This is a genomic window from Secundilactobacillus paracollinoides DSM 15502 = JCM 11969 (assembly GCF_001311135.1).
Lineage (GTDB): Bacteria > Bacillota > Bacilli > Lactobacillales > Lactobacillaceae > Secundilactobacillus > Secundilactobacillus paracollinoides.
This window is the reverse complement of the sequence record NZ_BBAG01000025.1, coordinates 35,452-43,705: the sequence shown is the minus strand read 5'-3', so window position 1 is coordinate 43,705 and position 8,254 is coordinate 35,452. Positions and strand designations below refer to the sequence as shown.

5 protein-coding genes and 3 pseudogenes are annotated in these 8,254 nt (G+C 48.3%); 3 read left to right on the top strand and 5 right to left on the bottom strand.

All coding sequences use genetic code 11. The features are described from left to right. Positions 1–441 precede the first annotated feature (441 nt). The 5 genes and pseudogenes from JCM11969_RS09355 to JCM11969_RS20720 all read right to left on the bottom strand — a co-directional run bounded on the left by JCM11969_RS09355 (position 442) and on the right by JCM11969_RS20720 (position 5,310). Complete coding sequence (locus JCM11969_RS09355; RefSeq protein ID WP_054710738.1) at positions 442–1,089, bottom strand: LuxR C-terminal-related transcriptional regulator; 648 nt, start codon at positions 1,087–1,089, stop codon at positions 442–444. A gap of 54 nt (positions 1,090–1,143) precedes the next feature. Further along, positions 1,144–1,913 (bottom strand): annotated as a pseudogene (locus tag JCM11969_RS09350) (ABC transporter ATP-binding protein). 536 nt (positions 1,914–2,449) lie between these two features. Beyond that, a pseudogene (gene ilvC, locus JCM11969_RS09345) lies at positions 2,450–3,470 on the bottom strand (ketol-acid reductoisomerase). 140 nt (positions 3,471–3,610) lie between these two features. Next, positions 3,611–5,017, bottom strand: coding sequence for a thiamine pyrophosphate-dependent enzyme (locus tag JCM11969_RS09340; RefSeq protein ID WP_439709739.1), 1,407 nt, complete (start codon positions 5,015–5,017; stop codon positions 3,611–3,613). Further along, positions 5,014–5,310 carry a thiamine pyrophosphate-binding protein gene (locus JCM11969_RS20720; RefSeq protein ID WP_439709738.1) on the bottom strand — a complete coding sequence of 99 codons (297 nt, stop codon included), beginning with the start codon at positions 5,308–5,310 and terminating at the stop codon, positions 5,014–5,016. The genes JCM11969_RS09340 and JCM11969_RS20720 overlap by 4 nt, the downstream gene beginning before the upstream one ends. A gap of 728 nt (positions 5,311–6,038) precedes the next feature. Here JCM11969_RS20720 and JCM11969_RS09335 point away from each other — a divergent pair. The 3 genes and pseudogenes from JCM11969_RS09335 to JCM11969_RS18995 all read left to right on the top strand — a co-directional run bounded on the left by JCM11969_RS09335 (position 6,039) and on the right by JCM11969_RS18995 (position 8,214). Beyond that, positions 6,039–6,740 carry a hypothetical protein gene (locus JCM11969_RS09335; protein WP_054710736.1) on the top strand — a complete coding sequence of 234 codons (702 nt, stop codon included), beginning with the start codon at positions 6,039–6,041 and terminating at the stop codon, positions 6,738–6,740. Between the two features lie 285 nt (positions 6,741–7,025). After that, positions 7,026–7,843, top strand: a pseudogene (locus JCM11969_RS20415) (Bcr/CflA family efflux MFS transporter). A gap of 59 nt (positions 7,844–7,902) precedes the next feature. Continuing rightward, positions 7,903–8,214 carry an MFS transporter gene (locus JCM11969_RS18995; protein ID WP_225353217.1) on the top strand — a complete coding sequence of 104 codons (312 nt, stop codon included), beginning with the start codon at positions 7,903–7,905 and terminating at the stop codon, positions 8,212–8,214. Positions 8,215–8,254: the final 40 nt, after the last annotated feature.

Below are 8,254 nucleotides of genomic sequence, written 5' to 3'. Positions count from 1 at the left end.
AGCTGAGAGGGAAACGTTGGCATGTCGCTTCGTTGCGATACTGAGAATTGCCAACATTAATGGTCACTCCTCATAGTGCTGGTGTGAAGCCTACTAGTACATCATCACATGATATTTTAGTAGGGATAAACCTGCGTTTTTGTGCCATAGTCTCCCTTATTGAGTAATCCCCAGTAAAATAACCATTGTTTATTTCAGTGTCGGCACACAACAGTTTAAGATAATTCACTACTATAGGAAGACTTTTATGAAATTTGAACCCAAATAACGCGCTAAATGCAGGTATGACTTGCATTTAGCGCGTTATTTTTAGCGACAATTGTGCTATATCGAAATAAGTGGGCGAATCAGGCAGTCAAATCAGTGAAAAATGAGCTCAGATTAACCCCTATGTATATCTAATCTACTGTTTCGCAAGACATCCCCAGTAAAATAGTGATCCTAAAACGTCATCAAATGGTGCTGCATGGCGTACTGAATGAGGTCACAGTGGCAATCCAAGGACAATTTGCGCATGATACTCGACTTATGTGCCTCCACCGTTTTGACAGAAATGCAGAGTCGTTCACCGATCTGCTTGTTGCTATGGCCTAGAATGATCAGCGGCAGCACCTCTCGTTCGCGGTCTGATAGGGTGTCATAACCGCAGTTCGTCACTGGTCGGTACGCATCCAGCTGGGTTGCCTCACGCTTATTGAGCAGTAAATTCTGGTCCAAATAAAGCCGACCCTTAGCAACGGCAGTCAATGCCCGATGAAATTCGCGGGCCGGAGAATCGTTGAGTAAATAGGCCAACGCGCCCTTTCTCACAGCATCCGCCGGGTCCGACTGCTCACCCAGTGAACTTAATGTGAGGATGCCAATTTCAGGAAATTGTTTATGTAGTCGTTCCAAAAGCAACAGCCCGTTTTCGCCACGAATGGTTAAGTCGAGCATCACCATCGCCACTGTTGTCCGCTCAATCACGCTAAAGGCTGCCGCGCCATCAGTCACTTGATCAACCACCTGAAATTCCGGCTGTTGGTCGATCAGACAACTCACGCCTGCGCTGGTAATGGCACTATCCGCAATCACAAGTACATTTTTCATTCACCTCATCCTTTCTTTTAGTGAGTGTTTTCTAAGTATTTTCTCATCATACACTTATTTTGGATAAACCGCTAGTCGATTTCCACGCATTGTCACCGTTTGAATAGGTTTACCATAAAATTCAGACAACGTCGGTGCAGTCAACAAGTCCTCGCGCTTACCCTTCCGGACGATTTCACCGCGGCGGAGCAAAAGCACGGCAGCATTTCTTCGGTGTAGTGTGACACCAGTAGCAAAGCGGGATGGTTGGGCATTTCTGCGATCCCCGCCACCCGTTTCAAAAGCTCTTCGCGCGCAAAGAGATCCAACCCGTTGCACGGCTCATCCAAAATCAGCAGCTGCGGTTTAGCCATCATTGCACGCGCAATCAACACCAGTTGCCGTTCCCCTTGCGATAAAACGGCGTACGGTTTTCCGAGCAATTTCTCACCGCCGAGGTCGATCAGCGTCTGCCGGGCAGCCTGCAGGTCGCGCTTAGTAACCTCTTGATAAACACCAATGCTGGCAAATTTTCCGGAGAGCACGATGCTGTCCACAGCGTCGCCAGGATGTAATTGGTCCTGTAACGCGGTGCTGACCCAGCCAACTTTAGTCTTCAACTCAGGAATACTAATGTGCCCAAAGACGCCGCCTAGGACTTCCAATTTACCGCTAGTGGGCCACAGATCCCCTTGAATCATCTTCAGCATCGTGGTCTTCCCAGCGCCATTAAGTCCAAGAATGGCCCAATTTTCCCCGTTCTGGACCTCCCAGTTAAGATGTTTAAGAATCTCCTTCTTCCCACGAGTAACAGAAACATCCTCAAATTTTAAAATCCGGTTCATGTGATCATTTCCTTTCAAGATGGTATTAAGAAAAAACAGCTTTTACACCACTAATGATAGTCATATTAGAATAGTAGAACGATTAGTTAAATATCCGCACTATGTCGTTAACACCATTGCTGTTTTATGTTTCATAAGCATCACTGTCGATATATATGAAAGCAGTCGAGGGCGGATTCTCTACAAACCATCTCTGACTGTCTTTCGATGTTTATCTACCGTTAAAAGCTAGCTCACTATGAGTGGAATGGAGGTATTTGGCACGGAGTCGTGGTGTCGACATCAGTTAGCGACCGTTCTTGGGTCGGTTACTGATGTGCGAGACGATGGAGATCCATTCAGATGGCGCACAGCGACAGCTGAATTAGCTTCATCGCGAGCCACCACGACGGAGTGCCAAATACCGCAATGCAACGGACTAACACGCTAAATCAAAGACAAAAGAACAGCCCTAAATTCAGACTGGAGGGACTGGACCTAGGCTGTTCTCGTATGTTGTTAGTGTTGTTGGTGTGTTACTCAGGAGTAGCTAAAGATTATTCAGCAGTTGGTGTGCTGTACTTGTCAGCATCGTTAACGAATGGCATGTGGGCACGCAATTCAGCACCGACTTCTGACAATTGTGAATGTGCAGAACGTTCGCGCATCTTGTAAAGATCCTTGAAGCCGTTCCGGTAGTCTGCCATGAATTCCTTAGCAAAGCTGCCGTCTTGGATCCGAGTTAAGGCATCCTTCATGGCCTGCTTAGATTCGGCACCAACGACCTTTGGCCCAACGACGTATGAGCGTATTCGGAAGTGTTTGAGCAATCTTGATACATCTTGTTGAACCCGCCTTCGTAGATCAGGTCACAGATCAATTTCATTTCATGTTCAACTTCAAAGTAAGCTAATTGTGGTGAGTACCCAGCCTCAGTTAAGACTTGGAACCCAGTTTCGATCAGGCTGTAACGCCACCCATCAAAACGTTTTGTTCACCGAAGAGATCTTCTTCAGTTTCTTCACGGAAGGTGGTCTTCAACAAGCCGGCACGGGCAGCACCGTTGCCCTTGGCGAATTCTTTTGATAAGTCTTCAGCATGGCCAGAGAAATCTTGGTCATAACCGTATAATGCCGGCACACCGAAGCCTTCCTTGTATGTACGACGACAGAGGTTACCTGGACCTTTAGGGGCCATCATGACAACGTCAACATTCTTTGGGGCAACGATTTCTTTGTAGTAAACGTTAAACCCGTGGGAGAAACCTAAGACGTTACCTTCTTCAAGGTTTGGTTCAACGGATTCTTTGTAAACGTCTGACATGACTTCATCAGGGGTCAACATTTGGATCCAATCGGCTTGTCTTGCGGCTTCAGCTGGTGTGTAAACTTCAAAACCATCCGTCTTAGCGGCGTCAAATGACTTCCCTGGGCGAACACCAACGATAACGTCGTAACCTGAGTCACGTAAGTTGTTTGCTTGGGCATGGCCTTGGGCACCATAGCCGATAAAGGCAATTTTCTTTCCTTGAAGATAGTTAGTGGTAACATCCTTTTCGTACAACATTTCTACGCTCATATACAATTCCTCCGATAATCTATGTTTTTGATAGTAATAGTTAAATCGAGTAATGCCTCGATATGTGGTTCGCGGTTAGGGTACTGCTGTGTGACGAGTTGGCCTTATTAGCCCCACCTCCCTTAAGGTTTTGCGCAGGGTTACATGCCAAACATGTCGTCGTTGGTGTGACCAGGCGCCACCATTGGGTACGCCTGGTCATCAACGGGCACGGTCACTTCGATCAGGGTGGCATGGGTGTCAGCAAAAATCCTTGTCATTTGTGCATCCAGGTCCTCATCAGGTGATAATTTTTGATACTGCAGATCGTAGGCCGCCATCAGTCGTTCAAAGTTTGGCTGGTGGTCAAACGTGGACTTGTAACGGTGCTGGCCGTAGAACTGGTCTTGCCACTGACGAATCATGCCTAGGGCGTGGTTGTTCAGTAAGAAGATCTTGATGTTCAGGTCTTCATTAGCGATGACTTCCAGCTCCTCACTGGTCATTTGAAACCCGCCATCGCCGACAAATAAGATGACATCCTTGTCGGGATTACCAAACTTGGCGCCGATGGCAGCGGGGAGACCGTAGCCCATCGTCCCAAGGCCGCCAGAGGTAATAATTTGTCTGGTTCGGGTAAACGGGTAAGCCTGTGCCGCCCACATTTGGTGCTGACCCACGTCGGTGACAACCGTGGCGTCGCCGTTTGTGGCCTTCCCGGCAGCCGCGATGACGGCTTGGGGATCAAATCCTGGTGCTTGTTGTGCGGACTCGGCGCGGTTGGGATGGGTGGTTGCCCATTCTTGCGTGCGTTTCTGCCATGCAGTCGTATCCGGCTTAGGTGCTGTACTTGCCGCCATTGCGGTCAAGGCTGTTTTCGCATCCGCCTGAATCGCAAACTGGGTCGCGAACGTTTTATTTAATTCTTTCGTATCGATGTCAATATGTAGAATTGTTTTATCATCCGCGTACCCGGCTGGTTTAGGAATCAACCGGTCATCGAAACGTGAGCCCACGTTGACGATAAAGTCGGTCTCGGCAAGGGCCATGTTGGCGGCGTATGTACCGTGCATGCCGCCCATGCCTAGGAACAGCGGAGCACTGTCCGCTACCGTTCCTAACCCTAACAGGGTCGAAACGACTGGTAACTGCCAATTATGTATAAACTCGTTGAATTTTTCGGCACCGCCTGATGCAGCCGTCCCAGCACCAACAATGGCGATTGGGCGTTTGGCATTGCTCAGTGCCTGCATCCCAGCTGCGAGTATCGTTTTATCAAAACGAGGTTGCGCCGTGGTCTGCGGTTTAGCGGCGGGACGAAATTCAGCTGTCTCATCCAAAACGTCTTTGGGGAGATCGATAACGACTGGCCCTTTTCGTCCGGATTGTGCTAGGTCAAAGGCGTCTGTGATCGTCGTCTGCAGGTCGTTAACGTCCATGATCTGGAAGTTGGCTTTGACGATCGGCTTGGTCACGTCCATGGTATTGAGCTCTTGAAACGCTTCTGTCCCAAGAACGCCACGACCAACCTGACCCGTGAAAACGACCATCGGCACTGAATCCATCATGCATCGGCAATCCCCGTAACCGCGTTGCTGGCACCGGGACCACTGGTGACACTCACGACACTCGTCTTCCCCGTCGCTTTTGCGTACCCTTCAGCTGCGTGCGTTGCCCCCTGTTCGTGCCGAACTAACGTGATATTGAACTCACGATCGTACATGGCATCAAACAAGGAGAGAATCGTACCGCCGGGATACCCGAATAACTGGGTAACACCCTGCTGTCGTAATGTGTCGACTAAAATGCGAGCACCTGTCTCTGTTGTCGTCGTTGCTGGTGGTGTGATTTCTGCATCCATCTATTGCGTCACATCCTTTCACTTCATTTAGTTTTCAATGTGTTACGACCACCAGCCGCGAAGGAGGATTTGCCGCCTCGTCCTTGGCTGGTGCTTCGTAATGGTTAATACAATATCAACTCGATTTTAAATTGTCAACAAGAATTCTAATTATTTTTTAATCGAAATAAGCAATTGAAAATTGCATACTACTTTATAGGCCGAGCTAATTTTTTGAAATTAATTTTGTTGAAATAGCTTTGTAGCACAGCTTACGACAACAACGATTGCTGAGCCGTTATTTTAATGCCATTTTATCCCCAGTAAAATAGCTGGTTATATTGCTAGTTCAAAAGTTTCTCTCATTTTAATTTAATTTTGATAATTGCTAGGTTTTTCAAATCTATTGTGATATAGTTAGCAAAACTAACGTGTAACACACAAGAAAGTGGCTTGGAAAAAGTACCCTGTCAGTTTGGTTCAGAGAGGTCCGGTTCGCTGCAACGGACTCCAACTTACAGGTGAAAGTAGCTCCGAGGCACCCCCGCTTTCTGGTACTGGCCATTATCCAGAGGATATGTGTTGGCATATCCATAAGACACAGGCAACTGTAACCTAAGGTGGTACCGCGCGAAAACGCCCTTTGAGAGTTTATTTCTCAAGGGGCGTTTTGTGTTGTTAGTTTCGCTTCACTATAGAAGACTTCATATTGGCACCAGATTCGCATCATCGCAGAAAGGAATGATTTCATGACATCACACATTATCCTCGCAACGTCCAACGCCCCCATGGCAGAATACTTTGAATCCCAAGGGTTTGACACCTTATATCTAGGCCAGCGTTCGGTGGCCGCCCAATTACTGGGCACAGGCAGCGACAAGGTGTTAAGTCTGCCCGAATATGCGCAGTATCTCAAGTGCATGCGCACCACGACGGACGTTAAGCTGCTTGCCGAGGCGTCCTATGCGTTAACAGAAGCTGACAGTATTGCGGATATGGTCAGCATGCTTGCGGATTGTGGTGCCAATAAGGTCCTGATCGACGACTCCGACCGCCACGGCCACGCGCTGACCTTAGCCAATCTAAGCCAGACGCTGGATGACGTGTTGCAGCGCATCGCGGGTCTGGACACGGGAATCATTTTAAACCTCTGTCACTACGATGATTATGGCATTGCCGGCATCAAGGAACGTGTTGCCCTCGCCCATCAGGCACAGATCGACAGCATCGCATTGAGCCGACTCACCACGGCCACACTGAGTGCATTAGCGCCATTGCTGAAAGAGAACACCGATATTGGTCTGACTTTGGATACGAAAGACCTCAATTTCAGCCTAATTCAAGCCTTAAAACCCGCGTTTGTTTTGGATACCTATCACCCACAGGAAGCGTCAAATCAGTGGGTTCAAAAGACTGGCGCATCAGTCATTACCAAACTATTTATGAGTTAATGCTATTTCTTTAGAAGATCAAAAAGCACGACGGTTTATTCGTCGTGCTTTTTGGCGTGAGGTTCTTAACCTATATTAACCTATATAATAGGAAGAAAATGAATTTTCAGTTTAATCAGGAATTGACTCATCCCTAGTAAAACGGGAATTCATCTTAAGGGAAGATAACCGCCAAAAAAAATTTAAAAATAAGTCATACCGAAAAAGTTTCAACCAATTTTCGCCAATCTTTAACCTCAATTCCGTAGTATATAGAGTGAACGTTATTAAGAAAGGACGGTTTTTATGATTAATTCCGCCAATCAGCACCGGTTACGGTTCCTGCTGATCCTCGGTACCCTAAGCGCCACTGGACCACTATCCATTGACCTCTACCTACCGGCGTTACCCCAAATGGTGCGCCAATTTCACACGACCACTGCGATGATGCAATTGAGTATCACAGCTTGTCTCCTCGGCCTCGCCGTGGGACAGCTGATCAGTGGGCCGCTCAGTGACCACTTCGGCCGCCGAAAGCCGCTGTTTATCGGGTTTATTGTTTTCGGGTTAGCCTCGCTGGCAATAGCGTCAGTCATTCCGTCAGTTTGCTGATCGGGTTGCGCTTCGTTCAGGGACTCGCCGGTGCCGCCGGCCAGGTGCTCTCCAGAGCGGTTGCCCGCGACCTTTTCAGCGGCAAAGCACTGACGCAGTTTTATGCGTTATTGAATTCAGTGAACGGTCTATTTCCAATTCTGGCGCCAATCATTGGCGGCTTTATGATCAAATTTGTGCCCTGGTCCGGCATCTTTATCCTGTTGGGCGTAATCGGCTTTCTGCTATCTGGGCTGATTCTGATCGGCATTCCCGAAACGCTGCGTCCTGAGAATCGGCTGACTGGACCGGTATTTCAGAGTTTTTTGTCATTTGGCACATTACTGAAACAGCAAGGATTCTTTAGTCAGTTGCTGATCACCGGCGTGGTTTACGGCAGTCTCTTCAGCTACATTGCCGCGTCGACCTTTATTTACCAGCAATTATTCCACCTTTCAGCGCAATCATTTAGTCTCATTTACGCGTTAAACGGGTTGGGCATCGTTATCGGCAGCGGTCTACCTGCCGCCTGACCGGCATCAGTACCTATCGTCAGTTGAGTTCAGGCATCGGGCTGTGCATGGCGGATGCGATGGCCTTACTGCTGGGCGCCTACCTGCACTGGGGATTGGTGATGATTGCCGTCTTGATCTTCCTGTTAGTGATCGGCGTGGGCATGTTGCTGACACTGACCACCGCGATCATTATGGGCGAGACAACGCAGAACGCTGGCGGGGCATCGGCATTGATCGGGTTATCGCAAAACGCTTTTGGTGGGTTATCCTCACCCCTAGTGGGTCTCTTCGGTACCAATAGTCTGGCCCCAATGGCTGGACTGGTCTTGATCTATAACCTGATTGCTGGTGGTCTGGCCTACCGGGTCCATCATCAACTTCATAAATAGAACGTCATAAATAAAAGGAACGTTGTACTTAAGCAAGTAC